17 protein-coding genes are annotated in these 19,799 nt (G+C 49.9%); 3 read left to right on the plus strand and 14 right to left on the minus strand.

From position 1 onward, the window contains the following. Positions 1 to 4 precede the first annotated feature (4 nt). The 3 genes from BN3772_RS07000 to BN3772_RS07010 all read right to left on the minus strand — a co-directional run bounded on the left by BN3772_RS07000 (position 5) and on the right by BN3772_RS07010 (position 3,796). Positions 5 to 1,924 (minus strand): DNA methyltransferase, encoded by a 1,920-nt coding sequence (locus BN3772_RS07000; RefSeq protein ID WP_052380406.1) that lies wholly within the window; start codon positions 1,922 to 1,924, stop codon positions 5 to 7. A 209-nt stretch (positions 1,925 to 2,133) separates the two neighbouring features. Beyond that, entirely contained in the window at positions 2,134 to 2,613 is a 480-nt protein-coding gene (gene rlmH / locus BN3772_RS07005) for a 23S rRNA (pseudouridine(1915)-N(3))-methyltransferase RlmH (protein ID WP_039878000.1), read from the minus strand. An 841-nt stretch (positions 2,614 to 3,454) separates the two neighbouring features. After that, positions 3,455 to 3,796, minus strand: coding sequence for an ArsR/SmtB family transcription factor (locus tag BN3772_RS07010; RefSeq protein ID WP_042198158.1), 342 nt, complete (start codon positions 3,794 to 3,796; stop codon positions 3,455 to 3,457). A gap of 207 nt (positions 3,797 to 4,003) precedes the next feature. Between BN3772_RS07010 and BN3772_RS07015 the strand changes: the two genes are divergently transcribed. Next, positions 4,004 to 5,443, plus strand: coding sequence for an MFS transporter (locus tag BN3772_RS07015; RefSeq protein WP_086074448.1), 1,440 nt, complete (start codon positions 4,004 to 4,006; stop codon positions 5,441 to 5,443). Positions 5,444 to 5,563: 120 nt separating this feature from the next. Here the strand turns inward: BN3772_RS07015 and BN3772_RS07020 are convergent, their stop codons facing one another. Continuing rightward, on the minus strand, positions 5,564 to 5,731 hold the full coding sequence (locus BN3772_RS07020) for a CxxH/CxxC protein (RefSeq protein WP_066377900.1): 168 nt from the start codon (positions 5,729 to 5,731) through the stop codon (positions 5,564 to 5,566). A gap of 102 nt (positions 5,732 to 5,833) precedes the next feature. Beyond that, positions 5,834 to 7,612: a M3 family oligoendopeptidase gene (locus tag BN3772_RS07025; RefSeq protein WP_042198160.1), complete on the minus strand. Its 1,779-nt coding sequence runs from the start codon at positions 7,610 to 7,612 to the stop codon at positions 5,834 to 5,836. Positions 7,613 to 7,781: 169 nt separating this feature from the next. On the opposite strand from BN3772_RS07025, the gene BN3772_RS07030 reads away from it, so the two are divergent. Then, positions 7,782 to 9,119, plus strand: a complete 1,338-nt coding sequence (locus BN3772_RS07030) for a DUF2252 domain-containing protein (RefSeq protein ID WP_042198163.1) — start codon at positions 7,782 to 7,784, stop codon at positions 9,117 to 9,119. Positions 9,120 to 9,183: 64 nt separating this feature from the next. On the opposite strand, the gene cydC is transcribed toward BN3772_RS07030, so the two are convergent. From cydC to BN3772_RS07065, 7 genes are all read right to left on the minus strand, one after another. Continuing rightward, positions 9,184 to 10,980, minus strand: coding sequence for a thiol reductant ABC exporter subunit CydC (gene cydC, locus BN3772_RS07035; RefSeq protein ID WP_042198165.1), 1,797 nt, complete (start codon positions 10,978 to 10,980; stop codon positions 9,184 to 9,186). After that, entirely contained in the window at positions 10,977 to 12,734 is a 1,758-nt protein-coding gene (gene cydD / locus BN3772_RS07040) for a thiol reductant ABC exporter subunit CydD (protein WP_042198167.1), read from the minus strand. The genes cydC and cydD overlap by 4 nt, the downstream gene beginning before the upstream one ends. Continuing rightward, a complete protein-coding gene (cydB, locus tag BN3772_RS07045) occupies positions 12,734 to 13,750 on the minus strand; it encodes a cytochrome d ubiquinol oxidase subunit II (RefSeq protein WP_042198170.1) in 1,017 nt (338 codons plus the stop codon). The genes cydD and cydB overlap by 1 nt, the downstream gene beginning before the upstream one ends. After that, a complete protein-coding gene (locus tag BN3772_RS07050; protein ID WP_042198173.1) occupies positions 13,737 to 15,143 on the minus strand; it encodes a cytochrome ubiquinol oxidase subunit I in 1,407 nt (468 codons plus the stop codon). The genes cydB and BN3772_RS07050 overlap by 14 nt, the downstream gene beginning before the upstream one ends. A 223-nt stretch (positions 15,144 to 15,366) precedes the next feature. Further along, positions 15,367 to 15,597 carry a cold-shock protein gene (locus BN3772_RS07055; RefSeq protein ID WP_042181873.1) on the minus strand — a complete coding sequence of 77 codons (231 nt, stop codon included), beginning with the start codon at positions 15,595 to 15,597 and terminating at the stop codon, positions 15,367 to 15,369. A gap of 219 nt (positions 15,598 to 15,816) precedes the next feature. Next, positions 15,817 to 16,017 carry a cold-shock protein gene (locus tag BN3772_RS07060; RefSeq protein WP_039878010.1) on the minus strand — a complete coding sequence of 67 codons (201 nt, stop codon included), beginning with the start codon at positions 16,015 to 16,017 and terminating at the stop codon, positions 15,817 to 15,819. Between the two features lie 404 nt (positions 16,018 to 16,421). Beyond that, a complete protein-coding gene (locus tag BN3772_RS07065) occupies positions 16,422 to 17,672 on the minus strand; it encodes a S1C family serine protease (protein ID WP_042198175.1) in 1,251 nt (416 codons plus the stop codon). Between the two features lie 375 nt (positions 17,673 to 18,047). Here BN3772_RS07065 and BN3772_RS07070 point away from each other — a divergent pair, with 375 nt between their 5' ends. Next, positions 18,048 to 18,254, plus strand: a complete 207-nt coding sequence (locus tag BN3772_RS07070) for a hypothetical protein (protein ID WP_042198178.1) — start codon at positions 18,048 to 18,050, stop codon at positions 18,252 to 18,254. On the opposite strand, the gene BN3772_RS07075 is transcribed toward BN3772_RS07070, so the two are convergent. After that, positions 18,223 to 19,029, minus strand: a complete 807-nt coding sequence (locus tag BN3772_RS07075; RefSeq protein ID WP_042198180.1) for an MBL fold metallo-hydrolase — start codon at positions 19,027 to 19,029, stop codon at positions 18,223 to 18,225. The two genes, BN3772_RS07070 and BN3772_RS07075, sit on opposite strands and share 32 nt — an antisense overlap. Positions 19,030 to 19,043: 14 nt before the next feature. After that, positions 19,044 to 19,799 carry a two-component system regulatory protein YycI gene (yycI, locus tag BN3772_RS07080; protein WP_042198182.1) on the minus strand — a complete coding sequence of 252 codons (756 nt, stop codon included), beginning with the start codon at positions 19,797 to 19,799 and terminating at the stop codon, positions 19,044 to 19,046.

The following is a 19,799-nucleotide window of genomic DNA, read 5'->3' on the forward strand; positions in this document are numbered from 1 at the left end:
ACGCTTACTCCTTTGAAAACCTCGATTTCAGTTCTTTATAAAAATCCTTTGCATCATATTCAATCGTTAAATGATTCTTAATCATATAACTCAAATACAAGCTATACAGTAATTGCTTGTCCATTTCATCAACAGAAGAATTTGACTGCCCAATTATTTGAGCCAGGTAATCCCAAACTTTATTTTCAACAACAGCCATATCTTGTTGTTGAGCTTTATTTCCTAATTTAACCGCTCCGATGATAATGTCTTTACTTACTGCATTGTGGGCTTTTACCTGCTTAATGCTTCCTTGCTTCTTATCCAAGATAGATGTTTCTACAATTTTAAATCCCGCTTCTCTCATTGCTTCTAATGTTGCATCCCATACATCCTTTTTAGAATTGTGAAATACGACCGAGATATGTTTATTAGGCTTTAAGATGCGATACATTTCACTAAAAGATTGTTTCATTAACTCTTTATAATCAGCAAGTTCCTTTCCTTGTGCCTTACAAATAATAGCTTCATTTGTGTTATCTGTATAAACACCTAACCAAGCCTCTAAAATAAAATTCATTTCCGAGTAAATAATATCCTGACCAAATGGTGGATCTGTAAATATATAATCTATACTATTATCTGGAAGATCCAAATCTGTAATTGATTGTGTCGAAATACGTAAGTCATCTTTTTCAACATTGAATAATTCAATTGCCTTTAACAATGTCTTTAACTTTTGCTCCTTAATACCCTTTAGAATATTCTTTTCTAGGGAGATAGAACCCATATACAGTTGGCCGTTCTGATAGCCAGTAACCACTAAGTCGTCTATATTACTTTTAAAAACCACTCTTGTCATTAACGTCGAATTTGATAAGTTATAGCTAGAAATAAGGAATAATAATTGATTTCTAAATTCTATAGGTGCAGTCCATGCTTTCTCCCACAGAGTTCCTAAAACAATTAAGTTTCTTTTTGTGTAGAAATGATGTACATGTGTAATCCCTTTATGATAGCCACTTCGATACATTTCTCCCCAGTTACCATCCTTAAACATCATTTTGACATTTGGTATAGTTGTAGGTACTGCCATATCCTCAATTTTTTGAATCAACTTATAGTCTGCTTCTATGCATTCTCGGTAATATTTGTTTTTTTCAACTTGGACGTATACTCGTTTTGGTATCCGTTTTACCCTCATTGCCGGTTTTTTCAGCACATCATCATAAACTTCCTCGGTAACCCGCTCACACTCAGTTTTTATCACTATATTTTTACAATTTGGACAAGTAAATCGATCATGAAATGTCTTCTTCTGAAAATCTACACCAACATCCCAATAGTCAATATGATCCCCACAGTGATGGCACTTATAAACTTCTGACCAAATAATTTGTCTAATAGTTTCTTCGGTTCCATTGTTCACAACCTTATACATCCAGCCAATTTCTTTTTCTGTCTCTTCCAACAAATTCATTGCTTGTTTTTCGAGACTTTTTATATTTACTGGAATAGCGACACTTGATGAAATAAATGTTGCAATGGGGCTTAAATCAGTAATAACAGCCTTCCTTTTTCCTAAATGAACATTAATTTTCTTTTCTGCAAATTCCTTTTCTAAATCTTCATCTAATTTTTCACAAGACAGTGCTGCTAGACCTGTTGAACCAGTTCCAGAAAATCCGTCAAACACAACATCACCGGGCTTTGTGTAATATAAAATGTATCTAATAATTGACTTATAATCTATTTTTGTCGGATATGAATGCATATTATAAACTGGACCACTTCTTTTAGACTCTATTGGCTTATCGTAAGGTGACCAATTCGGACAATCACTACTGACTACTGAACGATCCTCATTTCCGTTGGCATATAATATTTCATTTATATATTTATTTTTATCTGTAGAATAAAAAGGTGGTCTACTTAATTTTTCCATTTCTCTCTCTCCTGTTAGCGTAATTGCAAGTGTAGCAACAACAATTATCGCAACTCTACTTGATTAATATAGTATAACACAAAACGTACGTTCCCATAAAAAACCAGAAAATCCTCAGAAACAAACTGCAACTGAGGTTCTTAAATCTCAGCTAGTCAAACATTCACTATACCCGTCATGTTTGAACTCAAGCAAGTGTAAATTTCGCCCTACTTATGATACGGTTCCCCCCGATTTATCTTCACCGCGCGATAAATCTGCTCCACCAGCACCAGCCGCATGAGCTGATGGGGCAGCGTCATGCGGCCGAAGCTCATGCGCTGCTGGGCGCGGCGCATCACGTCATCGGAGAGGCCATGGCTGCCTCCGATGACGAATACGACATGGCTCGTCCCGTAGGTGCCGAGCCGGTCGATTTCCGCGGCAAGCTCCTCGGAGCTCCAGAGCTTGCCGTCAATCGCGAGCGCAATGACATGCGCATCGCTCTTAATGTGCGCGAGGATCCGCTCGCCCTCGCGCGTTTTGACCTGGACAACCTCAGCATCGCTGAGATTGTCCGGTGCCTTTTCATCCGCCACCTCAATTACCTGGAACTTGAGGTATGGCGTCAGCCGCTTGGCATACTCTGCAATGCCGCTGACTAAATATTTTTCCTTCAATTTGCCTACGCCAATAATTTGAATGAACATAATATCCTCCATATTGCCTGCCTGAAAGCCGGCTGCTGCTCGTTAATTTGAATTTATAATATAAGAAGGCAGCTTTGAACGGCCTGCTCCGCTTTAGTTCGTCCGGTAATAAGTACATAAATACAGCAATACCACTACGGCCAAGACTGCAAAAGCAATCATGCCGGTTATCAACACCCCGCCGGATGACTCTTGTGCCTGTTCTTGTGCTCTTCGTTTGTCTGCCTCTTTGCCAGGAGCATTCATATTGCCAGGTTGCATAGATACATTACACCGGCTCCTCTATGACCAAGCTTACCATATCCTAACGCAGCTGTTTAATAGTACGAACACTTTATATGTATGAATGGCTAAGCGGTGTTTAGCAGATCTGTGTCTGGCTGCCGCTTAAGCGAGGGGTCTGCAGCATTTAGTTGGATTTTCGCCATGTAATTCTATCGTTTTCTAAAATTTATACTCATTAGGTGGATAATCGCCACTTATTTTAACCCAAAACCCCCGGCCGGAGTAAAATATGAGAAATTAAGTTTCGTTTTTCCACCTAATGCCCTCTAACTTGCAGTCAGACTAGTAAATAGTTTGCCTTTTTCCACTTAGATTAGTCATGGGTGCCTGTAAGGTTACTTTCTTTCACTCATTAAGCAGATGGTTACCTGACTGCACACTCTCAGCTCCCCTTCTGCCCAAAAGCCCCAATACCCCGTATCCTCCAATCACATTGTACAGCTCATCCCGCCATCTCCCCGCCAAGTATCCAAACGCAAAAAGACCCTGCTGCCGCAGAGTCCTATATCGTATTTTACTCTTCACACTTTACTTTTGACTCTTCACTCTCTACTCTTCACCCTTCACTCTTCTCCACAAACGCTGCTGCCTCACCGGCCTCATACGCCTCTATTATCGAATCCAGCACCCCCGGAAACCGTACATTCAAGTCCTCTTCCCGCAGTGACAAAATACGCTGGGTGCCCTGTGCCCGTGTGTGCACAACACCTGATTCGCGCAGGGTCCGGGCGTGATGGGACAAGGTGGACTTGGCGATCGGTACCTTAAAGCTGTTGCAGGCCTGCTCGCCGTGCTTGCGGATTTCCGACACAACATATAAACGGATCGGATCGCTAAGCGCATACAAAACAGAAGCAAGCTGTATGTCCTTACGGTCCGGATGATGGAGCAGCTTCATATATAAGACCCCTTTATGATTACTTAAAATGCACTTAATTTCTTAAATTCTCATAAATATCTTTCAATTTCTCATACTCATATCCTTCAACGCCCTGACACTTCTGCATCTTCCTAATTGCATTTTACATCTTTGCATGCTATATTTCAATTGTTCGTAAGTAATCGAACTATTAAACAAAAGAACCAAAGGAGTGGCATACCCACCATGAACTCATTACATACATCCGAGGATACTGCCGGCAATACCAGCAGTCCCTGCAATAGCCCTCTCAACCCTGCTACCGCAGAACCCTCCCTGCCCCGAGAAGGCCTGCTGACCCTGCTGTTCAGCGTCGCCGTCGTACTCGTCATTATGAATACAGCGATGTTCAATCTGGCGCTGCCGGATGTGACTGAGACGTTCGGCATTACAGCGGCATCCGCATCCTGGATTGTAACCGGGTATTCCATTATGTTCTCAATCGCATCCATCACGTACAGCCGGCTGTCTGATTTCCTGCCGATCCGCCGGCTGCTGATTATCGGCCTGCTGACGCTGGGGCTTTCCGCAGTAGCTGGCTTCTTCAGCACTAACTTTATCTTCCTGCTGATCGTACGGATTCTACAGGCATCCGGTGCAGGAGCCGTTATGTCGCTGTCACTCGTCCTGTTCACCCGCTATGTTCCGCAGGCCCGCCGCGGCAAAGCCATGGCAACCATTATGTCCGCCGTTTCACTCGGGCTGGGGCTTGGTCCGGTAGCGGGCGGCTCGATCGTTGAGTATCTGGGCTGGCACTGGCTATTCGCGGTTACGGCAGCAATTCTGCTGCTGGTGCCGCTGTTTATGGTGCTGCTTCCTAAGGAAGTGCCTGCCCGCGGCTCGTTCGATATCCTGGGCGGAGTGTTCCTCGGGATCGGTACCACCGGGCTGCTGCTGTTCCTGACCAGCGGCCTGTGGGTTGCCCTGATTGCCGGATTTGCCGCAATCGCCCTGTTCGTTGGCCGCATCCGCAGCACACCTGATCCATTCGTGATGCCCGCGCTGTTCGCTAACCGCTCATATCTTGTACTTGCTCTGGTCGGAGTCGCCTCCTACCTGTGCAGCTTTGCCACTCTGTTCCTGCTGCCGCAGATTTTGACCCACCGCTTCGGGTTCAGCGCCAGCCATGCCGGGCTGGTGATCTTCCCGGGCTCACTGCTGGCGATCTTCGTCTCCCGCGCCGTCGGGCGGGTCATTGACCGCTACGGCAATGCCGGAATTCTGCGCTACGCACCGCTGCTGGTACTGCTGGCTACCGTGCTCTTCGCCCTCCTGGCCGGTCAGTCCTGGGTTGCTGTTATGCTCGTTTACATGATTATGAGCCTATCCTTCACCGTACTGTCGAGCAGCGTATCCAATGAAATCTCGCGCATCCTGCCATCCTCGCAGATCGGCTCGGGTATGGGATTGTTCCAGCTGCTGCAGTTCTTCAGCGGAGCATTCAGTGTGGCTATGGCTGCCAGTGCCTTGGAGTGGCAAAAAGGTCTGCCGCTCTCTACAGCCTACTCCAACATCTACTGGGGACTCTCTGCTGCTGCAATCATTGCAATTGCCTCAGCATTCGTCTACCACCGCAGCAGCCGGGGCGGCCGGCTTACCCAAATACCAGACGCGGCAGACGCCTAAAGGCCTGCTGCCCTTCCGATGATATGCCGACTGCTTTGTCCCATATCCCCGTACACCAAAACACCCTACAGTCCGCTTTCACGGCTGCAGGGTGTTCTTTTGAATACATGACGGCAGTCCTCAGACCACCAGATATTCCGCATTTTTCTCACATTCCGCACATTTCGCCGGCGGGTCCCAGTCCGAGAATTCCGTCTCCTTCAGATCCACAACATCCGGTGCATCCTCGTACTCGTCCACAAATCTGTCGATGGCCAGCTCAACATGTTCTTTACATACTACATACATTCAATCAAGCATCCCTTTCTGTGCCGCTGCGGTGTATACTTCTACTATTGTTCTACCACACTTCCACGTAAAAAGGAACCTTCCGCCGCGCAAAAGCCAGTCTTACTCGGCTTCCATAAATTTCTCAACATCTCCGGCAATCACCTGGATCGCATCCTGCCAAAAGGCCAGAGAATGTACGTCAATATCCATCAGCCTGGCAGCCTCGGCAATATTCCGTGTGCTGGAGGCTGAGAGAAACTGCTCATACCGTCTGACGAACGCCTGGCCCTGCTTTTTATACTGCGCATATAGCCCCTTGGAGAGCAGCAGGCCGAACGAGTACGGGAAGTTAAGAAATTCATTGCCTGCCATATAATATCCGGCCTTGCTGATCCACTGGTAGGGATGGATTGACTCCGGCAATATACTTTCGCCATAGGCAGCCTCCATCGACTCCAGCATCAGCCCGTTCAGCTCATCTACCGAAAGATTACCCGATTGTCTGCGCTCATACAGTCTGTTCTCGAAGCAGTAACGTGCATAGAAATCGATAATATAATACCCGGCATCCGCCAGGCTCCGCTCCAGAATAGCTTCTGCTTCAGCAGCAGGAGCGCTCTGCAGCAGCTCACCGCTGATTAGGCTCTCGCAAAAAATCGACGCCGTCTCGGCAACCGGCACCGGATAATCCGTATTGACCATACTCTGCCCGGCAAGCCGGCTGCTGTGGTAAGCATGTCCGATCTCATGCGCAAGCACGCTCACATCTATATAATTGCCTTGGAAGCTGGTAATCATCCGGCTCTCCCCGATCGGGAAGATATCAACGCACATCCCGAAGCTGCCTTTACCGCTGCGCGGCTCGGCATCGATCCAGCGCCGGGCGAACACCTTTTGTGCAAAAGCGCCCAGCTCCGGGCTGAAGCTGCTGAAGCCGGAGACAATCATCGCCTGCGCCTGCGTATAGGTGATCACACCTGACGATTCCCTGCCGGCAGGCGCGAATACATCATAGAACGGGAGCGCACCGGAGTATCCCAGCAGCTCTGCCTTCTTTTTATAATAGCGGTGGAACACCGGCAGACTGTCCCGGATAGCCTGCAGCATCACTTCAAGCGTAGCTTCATCCATCCGCGAAGACTCCAGCACCTTATGCAGCGGTGATGTATATCCACGCAGCTCATAGACTGCCGCCGCTTCACCGGACACGGCATTAATACAGGCGGCACTCAGCGCAGCTACACTCCGGCAGGCTTCACCCTCGGCTGCTGCCGCAGCTTTGCGTACGGCTGCGTCCGCATCATAGGCCAGATTCCGCAGCTCAGCCAGCGACACACTCCGGCTCTTTCCGTCCAGCTGGAGCTCCGTCCGCAGCGTAGACAGCGTCTGCATATACAGCCGCTCCCACGCCTTCGAGCCGTTAGCCTGCATCCGGGCAATGACGGCCTCGCCTTCTGCACTCAGCAGATGCTGCGACTTCGCCTGCAGCTCGCGCAGATAAAAGCTATGCTCCGCAAGGTAAGCATTACCTCCCAGGCTCGCCTCCAGATCCTCCGAGCTGACCCGGGCCAGCCACTTGCTGAAGCTCACCCGGGCTTCCTCCGCCCCGATGCTGAGCTCCTCCAGCTCATCCATCAGATTGATGGCCTCCGCATTGCTGCTGTCAGCACTGAAGATCAGCTCCGCATAGCTGAACAAGCGGAGGTAAATGCTTTTATAAGCGTTATATTGTTTAAGGAACTGCTCCATTACTTCAGAGGCAGCCTGTCCATCCTTTAGCTGTGAACCTGCCCATGCTGCAAGCCCCCCGGCCATTGTCTCCACAAGCCCGCGGTCCTGCCGGAAACAATCTGACTGAAATCCGGGATATATGCTATTCAAATCCCATGTTAACTGCATTTTTTAACCTCTCCTTATATTAGCTGCAGTAACCGTTGCTTCTTACATGCTCCCACCTCATTCTTCCTATTTTCACGGGTTAAATTGCTTTAAGTATAACACGCTTGCCAAATTGCTAGTCTATGGAAATAATAGATTTAGTTATATTAGTCCGAAAGGAGCACCACCCATGGTTAACCAGACGATTACCGAAGGGGTTATCCGCACACGCACCAAGCTGCGCAAAGACCTGCTGATTTCCATTTTAGATGAATTTGACGGCAGTATCATGGCCTTGAGCCACGTTGACCGTGCAGAGAAATACAGCAAAATGGCGCAGAGCGCCTTTTCTTTTTACCGCGGCAGTGCCTATCTGTTTTATTTTGATACGACCAGGCAGTATTTCCCGTACCACAGCGCACCGGAGCGTCCAACCTGGATTCAGGGAGATTTACATTTTGAGAACTTCGGCGCTTTTCGCAGTGAGGATGGGAATATTGTCTATGATGTGAATGATTTTGACGAGGGCTGTGTTGGCTCTTATCTGTATGATGTGCTGCGTATGGCAGTCAGTATTGCCCTTGCCGGCAGGCAGTTAGGTTATAGCGGGGCGGAGCAGCAGAGCTTCGTTTCAGATTATGCACAAGCGTATGCGCGGCAGATCCGCCGCTTCTGTCAAGGTAAGGATGATCCTGCTGATTATGCAGTAGACGAGAATAACGCTAAGGGCCCGGTCAAAAAACTGCTGCGCAAGCTGGAAAAACGCCGTCAGAGCCACTTTCTGGAGAAGGTTACCGCCCATATGCAGAGCAGCAGAGTATTCCTTGAGAACGCTGAGCTGCTGATTCCGGAGGCTGAAGAGCAGGCGCAGCTGGAGCAGTCCTGGAGCTTCTATACACAGACGGTGGCAGCGCGTAAGCTGCAGGACGGGCATTTCCGGATCAAGGACATTGCCGTCAAGCATGGTTCAGGGACAGCATCGATCGGTCTCGACCGCTATTATATTCTGATTGAGGGCGGCATGGAGCAGGAAGGTGCAGATGATCCCGTGCTGGAGGTAAAAGAGGTCCGTGCTCCCGTCCCGGCCTACTTCATGCCGTATTCGGAATCCTTCTGGCAGGCCTTCGCCCATCAGGGCAAACGGGTGACCGCTACCCAGCAGGCGATGCATCACAAGGCTGACCCTTATCTCGGATTCCTGACTATGAACGGCCGCGAATTCTACGTCAGAGAACGTTCTCCCTACAAAAAAAGACTGAAGCTGGAGGACATCACGGATGCCGGTGAACTGACCAAGGTACTTGAGCTGATGGGCAGCCTGACTGCCAAAATGCACGCCCGCGCCGATGCGGATGTCGACAAGGGAATCCTCGACTATCATAGCGAGCATGAGATTTCCAGAGCCATGGGCCCTGATCAGGAAGGCTTCGCCCGTTATATTGCCGAATGGGCCTTCGGCTATGCTAATCAGGTGGAGAAGGACTATGCTATGTTCAAGGATTGGGTAACCGCAGAATTTGGTCTGTAGAATCATGCACCAAAAGAAGCTCGCCTCCCCAATCCGGGAAGGATGAGCTTCTTTTGGTATCATGCTATGCCTGTTCCGGGGCGTCTGCATCCATGAACTGAATCGGCCGGTCCAGCTCGTACAGCTTGCGGTAACGCGGCTCACGCTCCATTAACTGGGCATGAGTGCCGCGCATCTCTACCCGGCCGTCTTCCATAAAGATAACCTCATCCATCTGCTCTGCACCGACCAGATGATGCGTAACCCAGATCAGCGTTTTGCCGGCCATCGCCTCGAACATGGTCGCCAGCAGCTCGCGCTCTATCCGCGGATCAAGACCTACCGTCGGCTCATCGAGCACGACAACCGGCGTATTCTGCAGCAGAATCCGGGCCAGAGCCATCCGCTGGCGTTCCCCGCCCGAGAAGCGTTGCCCGGCTTCCCGTACCGGAGTGTTATATCCTTCCGGCAGCGAAGAGATCAGCGTATCCAGCTTCGCCAGCGCTGCCGCCTTGCGGATACTCTCCTCAGAGGCCTCAGGATCACCGAGCCGGATATTATTCGCCACCGTAGTGTCGAACAGGTGCGGGCTCTGGTTCAGCACGGCAATCAGCTGCGGAATCTGCTCACCGTAGGCCGAAGCATCCGCTCCGTTAATGGTCACTGAACCGGCGGCAGGGGCAATAACTCCCTGAACCATCTTCAGCAGTGTCGATTTACCTGCCCCGCTGCGGCCGATAACCGCAATTTTTCGGCCCTGCGGAAGGTCAAGGCTCAGATTCTGCACCGACCAGGCAGCATCTGCAGTGTAGCGGTAGCCGGCAGATTTCAATTCAATACGAGCCTGTCCGTCAGCCAGAATTCCCCGGACCTGTGCTGCGGCCTTGGCATTTACAGCCTCATAAGCTTCCCTGGTTATTACAGCTCCTTGCGCCTCTTCTACACCATTTAAGCGATCCAGAGAATTCCGGTACTGCGGGATTTTTTCGACAGCCTCAGACACCGGCAGAAAGGCATCGGCAACCGGAAAGACTACCAGCACGAACGCCGCAATCAGGGTACCGGCGATGGCGCCGTCTGCAAATTCTCCAGCCGACCAGTACAGCATCGACAGTACGGCAACACCTACTACAGCCTGCCCGATGAACATCCGCAGACGTGCCCAGCTGCGCAGCGCCCCGTCTGTGCGGGCAACTTCCCGCTCATCTGCCTCATAGGTGGCCACGAACTGGGCCTGCCGTCCGCTGATCATCCAGTCGCCCATGCCGAGCACGGCATCGGTCAGCTTCTGGTAGAGCCGGTTGCGCTCCTGCTTGACCTGTCGCTGGCGTCTTTGGGTGAACAGCAGCGAGATCAGCGGCAGGACAACAACCAGTACCAGCATATACAACCCAATTATAAGAGCAAACGCCAGATTGAAGGTACCCAGGGTAATGATTGCTGCTGCATAAATCAGCAGAGCAATAATACTCGGGAACACGGTGCGAAGATACACGTTCTGCAGGTATTCAATATCATCAGCCAGCATACCGAGAATATCACCTGTCCGGAAGCGCGAGGACAGAAATAACGCCTGCGGCTCCAGGATGTTGTACAGCCTGATACGCATCTTGGACAGAATGCGCAGAATGGTATCATGTCCGACCAGACGCTCCACATAGTGAATGACTGCACGGCTTGTCCCGAAGGTACGTACACCGACAATCGGCACGTAGACCATCAGAATATTTTCCGGCGGGATGGATGACTTGGAGATCAGGAATCCCGAGGTGTACATCAGAGACGAAGCTGAGAAGATCGTCAGTGACCCCAGAATGATAATCAGCAGAAACCGCCAGAAGTAGCTGGAAGCATAGGGAGCAAACCATCCTTCACGTTTCAATGGATTCCCTCCAGTTGGCTTTGAATAAGCCCGTAATAAGCACCCCGGCGCTGAATCAGCTCACGGTGTGTGCCGGCTTCAGCCACCTTGCCTTGCTGCATAACGATAATCAGATCCATATCCATCATCCAGTGCAGCCGGTGGGTCGCCAGGAATACCAGCTTCCCCTCAAACAGCGGAAGCATGGTTTCCTTAAGCTCATATTCCGTCTCAATATCAAGATGGGCTGTAGGCTCATCAAGCAGCATGACCGGACGGCTGCTGAGCAGTGCCCGGGCCAGTGCAATGCGCTGCTCCTGACCCCCGCTGACCGACCGTCCGCCGCTGCCGATCATTTCGTTTAATCCGTCCGGTAATGACGAGACAAGCTGTGATAGCCCAGCAGCTTTAACAACTGCAGCTATATCCTCAAGCGTTGCCTCCGGGTAATAGAACCGCACATTATCAGCCAGCGTTCCGCTGAAGATGTAAGGCCTCTGCGGAATATACGCAGTCTGTTTGCGCCACTCCTCGTCCGTAAGCGCACTGACACGGCTTCCGTTAATAACCAGACTGCCTGAGGTCGGGTGCAGGAACCCGCCCAGAATATCGACCAGTGTCGACTTGCCGGCACCGCTCTCCCCGATAATACCGATCTTGGCAGCGCCGGTAAATGCAAGGTTCACCTCTGCCAGTGATGAAATGCCGCCTGCTTCATACTGGACACCAACCCCTTCGAGGGCCAGTGTACTGTCAGGCTTCCAGTTGAATACCCCCGCCTGGAGCGGCTTGTTTGTGGTATGCCCTTCAGCCGTGAGCGGCTCAGCCTTTACCGTCTCTCGGTCAATGATGTCCTTCATCGCTTCACCAGCCTCCTTGCCGTCCAGCGTAGCATGGAAGTCAGCGCCCACCAGCCGGACCGGCAGGAAATATTCCGGTGCCAGAATTAGAATAGTCAGCCCGGTAACCAGGGTCATCTCTTCATTAATCAGCCGCAGGCCGAGGCTTACAGCGACTGAAGCGACAGATAACATAGTGAAGAAGTCAAGCGCAAACGATGACAGAAACGCGACACGAAGCGTGCGCATCGTTGCAGAGCGGTACCGGTCGCTGACTGTAGCAATACTTCCGCTGTGACTGCGGCTGCGCCCGAGGAACTTCAACGTCTCAAGCCCGCGCAGAGAATCGACGAAATGATTGGACAGGGTCCGGTAGGACTTCAGCTGGCGGTCCATCTGCTTGCGCGCCGTCATCCCAATCAGAATCATAAAGATAATAATAATCGGCATTGTTAAGGTTAGAATGATCCCGCTTGATGTATCAAGCATGAAGATATAAGCCAGCAGCAGCCATGGTGTAACACCCATGCCTACCATTCTTGGAATGATCAGCTCCAGATAGGTGCGGAACTTGGTCACACCCTCCAGCACGATCGTAACCAGCGCACCTGTTCCCCGGTCGCCCGCCAGCCTTGGTCCCAGCTGGAACAGCTTATCCATCATTTGTCTCCGCATGCTGCTGCCGGTAGTCTCCGCGAAGCGGTAGGAGACACGGCTCATCAGCATGGCGCAGGCATGGCGCACAAGAAACGCAAGAAGGAACAAGAGCATTCTTGCCCCTTGTTCCTTCAGCGGTTCTCCCGCAAACAGCGCCGAGACAGCTTCAGCCAGCGACTTAGCCAGCAGAAGAATGGACAGGCTTTGCACCAGGGTAAGGAAGCCTACGATCAGAAAGACCGGCTTAACTCCTTTATACCCAAGCAAATTTTTATCCATTAGTATTCAAGATGCTCCTTCTCGTGAACCCGTTTGTGGAAAATAAAGTAACTCCAGATCTGATAACCAAGCACGAACGGCAGTAGGGTCAGCGCCACAATGGTCATCACCTTCAGCGAATACTGGCCGGATGCGGCATTGGTAATTGTCAGGCTGAATGCTTCGTCAATAGAGCTGATCATTACACGCGGGAACAGTCCTACGAAGACGGATAGAACAGACAGTGCCATTACAGCACCCGTCATTCCGAACGCCCAGCCGTCCTTCTGCTTGCTCATGAAATAACCGGACAATACAAAAGCCGCAACTCCTGCAACTACAAGAATCATCAGCAAGGCTCCGCGCTGCTCAAAGATATCGGTCATGAAATAAGTCATAACAACAAAAGCAGTCAGCAGTGCTGCCAGCGGAATCAGCAGTGTCCGGCCCAGCTTGCGGGCCCGCACCTGCAGATCGCCAACCGTGCGGAGGGTGGTGAACATCAGTCCGTGCACCAGGCAGAGCATAACGACGGTAAGTCCTGCTACTACTGTATAAGGATTAACGATATCGAAGAATCCGGCATACATCTGCATGTCGCCGTCAATCGGCAGCCCTTTGATGAAGCTCGCGAAGACCACCGCCAGCAGGAACGGCGGCAGGAAGCTGCCGAAGAAGATGCAGACATCCCAGGTTTTTTTCCAGACTTGCGAATCGCGTTTGCCTCTGAATTCAAAGGCGACACCGCGGGCGATCAGCGCCAGCAGCGCGAAGACAAACGGGATATAGAATCCGCTGAACAGTGTTGCATACCAGTTCGGGAAGGCGGCGAACATGGCTCCGGCTCCTGTCAGCAGCCATACTTCATTCGCATCCCAGAACGGGCCGATTGAGTTAATCAGCAGCCGGCGTTCTGTATCATTTTTGGCCAGAATCTGCGTTTCCATGCCTACGCCGAAGTCAAAGCCCTCAAGGAAGAAGAAACCGATAAAAAGAACCGCAATCAGCACAAACCATAATTCATTAAGAGAAAGCATGCGTGGTTCCCTCCTTGCTATACGGGTCATGGTCAACGCCGTGATCGTTATCCATGTTATAAGGGCCCTTTTTAATTACTTTAATGAACAACCCAACCAGAACAATACCCAGAATGGCATAAATAGCGTTAAACGTAATCACCGAGAACAGAACGGAGCCTGCAGAAACGTTAGGTGATACACTGTCTTCTGTCGTCATCAGCCCGAATACGGTCCAAGGCTGACGTCCGATTTCTGTCATAATCCAGCCTGCTGTATTGGCGATAGGCGGAAGCAGCAGCCCCCAGAACATGAAACGCAGGAACCAGGTGTTCGGACGCTCCATCTTTTTACGCCACATCAGGTACATCGCATACAGGCCAAACACTACCATTAATGAGCCGGCGGCAACCATAATCCGGAAGCTCCAGAATGTAGTCCGTACAGGCGGAATATAATTGCCCGGTCCATACGCCTCTTCATATTCAGCCTGCAGCGTATTCATCCCTTTAACGTCACCGGAGAATTTACTGTAGGACAGGAAGCTGAGCATGTATGGAATTTTGATTTCGCCCGAGTTCACTTTATTGACCGGATCTATAAAAGCAGAAACTGTCCACGCGGCAGGATCACCGCTGTCCTCCCAAAGGCCTTCGGAGGCCGCCATCTTCATGGGCTGTGTCTCTACCAGATACTGTGCCTGGGCATGACCGGCAACAGCAACACCTACAGAGGATACAATCCCGACAATCGCTGCAATTTCAAACGATCTTCTGAAGAACGGCACATCCTGCTTCTTCAGCATTTTATAAGCACTGATCCCTGTTACCAGGAACGCACCTGTTGCATATGCAGCCAGCAGGGTATGCGGCAATTCAACAAGCAGCTGTCCGTTAGTAATCAGAGCCAGAAAATCATTCATCTCAGCCCGGCCGTTATTAATCTCGAACCCGACAGGGTGCTGCATAAACGAGTTAGCTGTGAGAATCCAGAACGCCGACAGTGTTGTTCCCAGTGCCACCATCCAGATGGACAGCAGGTGAATCTTCTTGGACACCTTGTCCCAGCCGAAGATCCAGATTCCGATAAAGGTTGATTCCAGGAAGAAGGCAAGCAGTGCTTCAATTGCCAGCGGAGCTCCGAACACATCACCTACAAAGCGGGAATAGTCAGACCAGTTCATTCCGAACTGGAACTCCTGTAGAATTCCTGTTACTACACCTACTGCAAAGTTTATAAGGAAGAGCTTCCCCCAGAACTGTGCCATTCTTTTGTACTCTTCGTTGCCTTTTCTCACATACATCGTCTCCATGATCGCAATCATCAGAGCCAGGCCAATCGATACCGGTACAAAGAAATAATGAAAGATCGTCGTCGACGCAAATTGTATACGCGACAGCATTACTATATCCATATTTCTCCCCTTCCTTCTCCCCATTCAATACGTCTATTCTGTCAAAAATGAAGGGATTAAAGTGTGACATATATCACATTAAAGGTCGGGTTTTACGCAAAACTTCAATAAATTTGTGACAAATATCACAATATTCCGCTTAGAAAGCAAAAAAAATAAGACGGTTTCACCGTCTTGGATTTGTTCATCATTCTATTGTAGGTTGCCTTATAAAAGGTGATGGTTAGGTAATGGAAATACCCTTCTTCAGTGATTTCAGATCGCCGTTGGAGTTCACCAGCTGCGGCAGCATCTTCATATTACGTGCCATCGGAGCATGACAGAGGGGGCAAGAAGGCGCATGTTCAAATGCGAAATTGTCCCTCATCCATCCATTACAGTCATCATTGGTGCAGGCCCAGATTGCGGTATTCTCTTCCGGTATTTCCTCGACAGGCTTCTTCCGGTAGTTCATTGCCATTCCTCCCTTCCTAATATGCCACATGCCTAGACAACAAGTAAAAAAGCATCTGACGATGCTCTTACAGGTTGCTGACTGACAAATCCTTTGTTACAGAACGTGTGCCCAGCATTATTCTGCTTAGATCAGGTGACTAGACAAGGATGAACTTACATCTGATCTTATAAAAAAAGACCGCCCCGACTTACATAAGCAGGGACGGCGCTTCTATTATTACAGTTTTACAACGTTTTCGGCTTGTGGTCCACGGTTGCCTTGAACAACGTTGAATTCAACGCGTTGGCCTTCGTCCAAAGTTTTGAATCCTTCGCCAGTGATAGCGGAGAAGTGTACGAATACGTCGCTTCCGCCTTCAACTTCGATGAATCCGAATCCTTTTTCTGCGTTGAACCATTTAACTGTACCTGTTTGCATGTGTGTTACCTCCACAAATTTAAATTAATATGTTCTTTTTATCTTCAAACAAAGAAAAAATTCACACATTGAAAAGGGTTGTATTCCATTTGACAGCCCTTTTCAATACGAGAATTAGGTATCAGATGTATTAATATTTTCATGTTACCACACCCGCGAAACAAAGGCAAGCTGTTGTATCCGATTTTCTCCGTATTTTCCCTTATAAGGTACACTTTCCAATGTAAGGGCTCCCAGAAGGGTTAAATTCTAACTTTTTCAATCAGTATAGACCTTATTACCCCGAATATTTAGCTTTGAAACGAAAGAAACGGTGCCGCCCCCAAAAAAAGTTTTGCTTAGGACGGCCGGGCCGCTTCGCTCTTTCATGACTGCCTCTTCATTATATACAGGCCTTGCTGATTTTATTCCTCCGGTTTCTCAAGAAGTTTCACAGTAGCCTGTTTCACTTCCCCGTTCCGGTAATAAGTAATCTTGAGCTCGTCACCGATCTTTGTCTGCTCATACAGATACCTGCGCAGCGACAGTGTCGAAGTGATAGCCTGATCATCAAACTTGGTAATCACGTCATTGAACTGGAGCCCCGCCGCCTCAGCCGGACCGACGGCATCAAGAACTACTACCCCTTCTTTGACCGAAGCAGGCAGATTAAGCTCCTTCACCTGATCTTCAGCAAGCGGAACATAAGGATTGTTCAAATCAACAGAATAGACGCCCAAGTAGGAACGGGATATCTTGCCCTTCGTTGCCAGCTCATCAGCTGTCTGGATCACATGATTGGCCGGAATGGCAAATCCCAGCCCTTCCACGCCTGTATCGGAGATCTTCATTGTATTGATTCCAATGACCTTGCCGTTGAGATCAACAAGTGCCCCTCCGCTGTTGCCTTCGTTAATTGCAGCGTCAGTCTGGATGACCTCCTGCTCCCAGTCATAGACCCCGTCCTGATTGAGAGATACCGGAATTGTACGCTCGGTATAGCTGACAATCCCGGAGGTCAAGGTATCCCCGAGCCCCAGCGGGTTGCCGATTGCAATAACGGTTTCCCCGAGCCGCAGCTTGGAGGAATCGCCGATCTGGGCTACGGTTGTGACATCCTTGGCATCCATCGACAGCACGGCAATATCCGTAACCTTATCTGCACCGACCAGGGATGCTTTGTGGGTCACACCGTCCACGGTAACCACTTCAAGCTTACCCGAGCCTTCAATAACATGGTTATTGGTAATAATAAAGGCCTTATCATCGTCTTTTTTATAGATAACTCCCGATCCGAGTGCGGATTCATCGAGTATATTTAGTTCCTCGTTATCTTCTTTATGGTTAATAATGCTCACGACTGCAGGACGCACCAGTGCGGCAGCCTGAACAATCCGTTCAAACGGATCACCGCTGCTTGCAGTAACGTTCTGTACTACCTGCGGGACATAAGCTTCCTTCTCGTCAGTGAACTGGCCTGTAACAAAGCTGAACAGAAGCACGGCAACTACTGCACTGACTGCTGAGCTGATTACGGACACCTGCCATGTCGCCATCGTACGGCGGGATTTGTGCACCGTCCATTTACGGCTGGTGAGAACCTTGCTCTCCTCCAGCTCTCTCCGTTTGCGGCGCGGCACTTTCGTTGAATAGAAATCATCATCAAACAATCCCACGGGTACATCCTCTCCCCTCTATTGCTACTGCATTCAAGACTGAACGCCAAGCAACTGCGACCGAGCTTCTCGCTTCTCTCTTAGACTCCGGAAAGAGCTAAAAGGTTTCACTTTATTTATATACCGCCAAAGATACGGTTTATAAGCGCATGGACACCCTGTTTCTTGCAACATACCACCAAAAATACCGCTAGTCTCAGGAATATTTTGCAGCTTAAAAGACTACAATAATAGAAGTACTGCATGAACGCAGCTCTATCTGTCTGCGCTTTATAATTGTATCATAAGCAGGCTTGCCGCCCGCATTTTTTCTGAAGCAATTTTCTAGAAATATTTAACTGTTGTTACCAGGAAATCCGGAAAGGAGTAGAATGTATGGAATCTTTTTCAACTAGTATGGATCTTGTCCAATTTATCGGTAAGCTCGGTGATTTGAAGGACGAGCACTATCATATACTGCTGGTGCAGAGCGCACTTATTGAACTCATGATCGACAAGGGCTTATTCTCACGGCAGGAGCTTGACCGTAAAATGGCTGAGCTTGACCGGCTTATGGCTGGCTCACCTTATCCCATGGCGTAGGCCTGTCATAGTAGGTGTCGCATAGCTTAAATTCGCTGTCCTTGTAAAAGCAGCCCCGGTCCTCCATCGCCCCGCGCACCGACATTCTGGCCAGGTCTATCATATTATGATCCAGGCTGAGATGTGCCAGATATGTCCGTTTGGTCCGTCCGGTCAGAATCTCACTCAGAGCTGCACCGGCCGCCTCATTGGACAGATGGCCCATATCACCGAGAATCCGCCGCTTCGTATTCCACGGGTAACGCCCCATCCGCAGCATCTCGATATCATGATTGGCTTCAAGCACCAGCACGTCTGAGCCCTCGAGCGCCATCCTCACCTTATCGCTGACATACCCAAGGTCTGTTGCTACGCACAGCTTCTCATTCCCGTCATAAAAGTTATAGCCTACCGGCTCCGCTGCATCATGAGAGATTGCAAAGGACTCTACTCTCATACTGCCAAAATCACGGTGCGTACCGGTCTCCAGAATAATCCGGTTATGCTCGGCAATGTTGCCGATTCCCTTTTCTATTGCTCCCCAGGTCTTGGTATTGGCGTAGATCGGCAGATCATATTTACGCGCTACCGCCCCCAGCCCTTTGATATGGTCAGAATGCTCGTGTGTGACTAATATTCCGTCTATATCCCTGCCTGTAAGCTCACGCACCGCCAGCAGCTCATCGATCCGCTTGGCGCTGAACCCCGCATCTATCATCAGTGTTGTTTCCCCGTTGCGTACCACTGTCGCATTGCCGGTAGAACCGCTGGACAGCACTGTAAATGAAATTCCCATCTCTCCTGCTCCCTCTACTCTGTTGTCTTCGGACTGATTATGTCCGCGCTGATGGCGTCTACGTAGTACGCACTGCCATCCTCCAGCCAGAACCTCCACATGGGCGAAGCCACCTGGCTCTCGGAATTGAATACTTCCCCGTAATAGCCCAGTTCAATCTCCTTCACTACCGCATCCGCCGGAAAATATTTCTCGATCAGGCTGCTTAGCGCCTGGGATGCGGGAAGCACCTTCTGCACATCCCCATTCCCGCTTTCGCCAGAAGGCGGTGCTACAATTTCAATCTTCGAATAGCGGTAAGCAACGATTTTTTGGTTGCTGTTAATCAGCTCCAGCCTTACCCGGAACAAGGAGTACTTCTGATCTACCAGCGGATGAAGGACGAATTTGCCAACCTCGCTCTCCTGGGAGTCAAAACGGTAATTCGCAATATCCGGAATCTGTCCCTGCAGCGCACTGCTGAGCTCTGAGAACGAGGAATACATCAGCCCGCTGTCCACCGGCTCAGTCAGCAGTACCGGCGGAGCGTCCTGCTCTTCGCCGGAGTAGATATAGGTGATATCAGGCAGCTGCGGCGTAGCCGCCGGAATCGGGCTGAGCACCCGGATGCCCTTCTGCTCCATAACCGCCTGCGTCTCTGCCGAGAGGGAAGTAAAGTCCAGGCTGGCGCTGGCCTGATCGCGCAGATCCATCCACAGCTGATAGCACAGCAGCAGATTCAATACCAGAAAAGCGAATATCAGCACACTTTTTGCTCTGCCCCAGTCCAT

The organism is Paenibacillus camerounensis (assembly GCF_000723885.1).
Classification (GTDB): Bacteria; Bacillota; Bacilli; order Paenibacillales; family Paenibacillaceae; genus Paenibacillus_AQ; species Paenibacillus_AQ camerounensis.